The 2,258-nt window shown below is 36.0% G+C and carries 3 protein-coding genes; 1 reads left to right on the plus strand and 2 read right to left on the minus strand.

All coding sequences use genetic code 11. The features are described 5' to 3' along the window. Positions 1-176: 176 nt before the first annotated feature. Positions 177-626 carry an Rrf2 family transcriptional regulator gene (locus G4417_RS16350; RefSeq protein WP_173684222.1) on the minus strand — a complete coding sequence of 150 codons (450 nt, stop codon included), beginning with the start codon at positions 624-626 and terminating at the stop codon, positions 177-179. 228 nt (positions 627-854) lie between these two features. Between G4417_RS16350 and G4417_RS16355 the strand changes: the two genes are divergently transcribed. Continuing rightward, positions 855-1,481, plus strand: coding sequence for a DUF3786 domain-containing protein (locus G4417_RS16355; protein ID WP_173684223.1), 627 nt, complete (start codon positions 855-857; stop codon positions 1,479-1,481). Here the strand turns inward: G4417_RS16355 and G4417_RS16360 are convergent. Further along, positions 1,403-2,050: a TetR/AcrR family transcriptional regulator gene (locus G4417_RS16360; RefSeq protein ID WP_173684224.1), complete on the minus strand. Its 648-nt coding sequence runs from the start codon at positions 2,048-2,050 to the stop codon at positions 1,403-1,405. The genes G4417_RS16355 and G4417_RS16360 overlap by 79 nt on opposite strands. Positions 2,051-2,258: the final 208 nt, after the last annotated feature.

A 2,258-nucleotide genomic window follows, 5' to 3' on the forward strand; every position in this document is an offset into this window, starting at 1 on the left:
TAGTAACAGGAGACAATCAGGGTTCTTTTGTACGTTATACTTTTACGGAATAAGAGTGCCGGTCAGCAAGGAGAAGGAATGATCTCTTTGATACTTTTATAGAGAATAACCCTGTCCATCATCTGGTATGAAAAGCTGTTCCGAAAAATTATGCGATACATAAGAATATTCTCCGGTCATATAATGTTTTGTAAATCATTTTGCATGGATGTTCGCTGATAATAGGTATTTATGATATCCTGTAAAGTAATCGTATTCATTTTTTCTTCAGTAGTTTTTTGGATTTCATTATAGAATCCCTGCAAAGACAACTGAATATTAATGCCAACACCACAATCAGGATTGGTATGAGTATCTAAATGAAGCAGCGGCTTCTCGCCTTCAACTGCTTTATAAATATCCAGTAATGTAATCTGGTCTGCTGGCTTTGAAAGAGAAGGGCGGGCATGTCCGGCTACACTGGTCATAAGTCCGGCTTTTTTTAGTTTTAACATAAGCTGGCGTACAAAGCCGGGATTTGTATGGACACTTTCTGCAATTGAGGCGCTGGAGAGAGATTTTTCCTGGTTGATAGCAATCAGAACCATCACATGAACAGTATCACTTAATTTCGTTGAATATTTCATGATAAGAAACTCCTTGTAGTATGATATAATGATTTTGCTTTCACATTTTGAGACAAAAATATTTCTGGTTTGTCTAAAACATTTCAAGTTCTCAACAGTTCTTTTCAATGTGTTGAGAAACTGTGCATATTTATTATTTTGATGATTGTAAATAATATAATTACAACTATAATGAAATTTAAAGGAAAAGTCAACACAGATACTATAAATACTCACAAAGGAGAACTTATGGAATACAAAAATCAAACAGAAAATCGTGCATTTCAGGAAATGTTTCAGGTAGCAGTAAAACGGCTGCAAAATCGTTCCGGAGAGGATATTGCTGCAAAAAGCGGGGCTGTTTTTCATAGCAGCCGAAATGTGCTTGAAGTACGGAGTTTTTATGAAACGATTGAAATTCAACTCCCTGAATTTTGTATTAACTCAGACATGGACGAATGGCATTATCTGACATTGCTGCATTATCTGGATATGGCCGATGGAACAGAAGGTTCACAGAAACTCATTACTTTTGGTAACCTGAAAGATGGATTGATTCGAGGAACCAAGTTTGACCGGACTGCAGAGCAGAAACTGGAAAAGCTTTTGCAGGATAAAGATCCTGAGAAAATTCAGAAAGCATGTAAAAACCTGGGTGCAGAATTCACAGAGACAAAGGCGGATTTGTGTGCTGTTTTTCCAGTTCTGCCAAGATATCCGGTAACTTTAAAGATATGGTTTGCAGATGAAGAATTTCCTGTATCTGGAAAAATATTTCTTCAGGATCATGCCAATCATTATCTGAGTGTAGAAGATGCGGTAACGGTTGGAGAAATTTTGCTGCAAAAATTATCGGAAGCATTTTCTTCTCTCTGATCATGAATCAGAAAACTTTCTAGCCCGGATTTGATAAATTTGTCGATTACTGTCTGAATCTGTTTCCAGTCATTACAGTGATTGCGGAGCATCAGTCTGTTGATGGAAAGGCAGCCATTCATTTGAAAATAAAAAACCGATTCTGCCTGTTCAAAGGTCAGGAGGCTGTGTGACATAAGCCAGGTCACATAGCCTTCTTTTGTATTTTCTGCTATTTTTTCCAGAAGAATAGGGGCAATTGCATCATCCAGAAACAGTGCCCTGTATTGTGATTCCATCTGTATTTTCTGACAGAACGGATAGGAACAGCTTTTTTGATTTAGACAGAATAAATGATCTACAGTTGTTAACATATCCTGAGTCATAGCATTAAAAATATCTGATAATACATCATAGATATCGTAGTAATGAAGATAAAAAGTGCCACGGTTGATTTCAGCATTTTTGCAGACCTCTGTAACTGTAATTTTCGTAAAACTTTTCTGTTTTAACAATTCTAAGAACGTATCTTTTATGGTTTGTCTGGTATAGCGGGTACGGCGATCTTGTTTTTTCGTTTTTTCTGACATTATATACTCCTGTATTAGTTAGTATCATATGATTTCTCAACAATTTTTCTGATGTGTTGAGTAACCATACAAATCTCACAGACTGATTATTGTAATTTATATAGTAACAACTATAATGAGGTTTAAAGAAAAAGTCAACAGATTGTTCAGAATTTTAGGATAATAAGCGGGAATCCTCGGCAATTCAATTACCGAGCCTGCAAATAAA

It is taken from the genome of Blautia wexlerae (assembly GCF_013300825.1).
GTDB classification, from domain to species: Bacteria; Bacillota; Clostridia; order Lachnospirales; family Lachnospiraceae; genus Blautia_A; species Blautia_A wexlerae_B.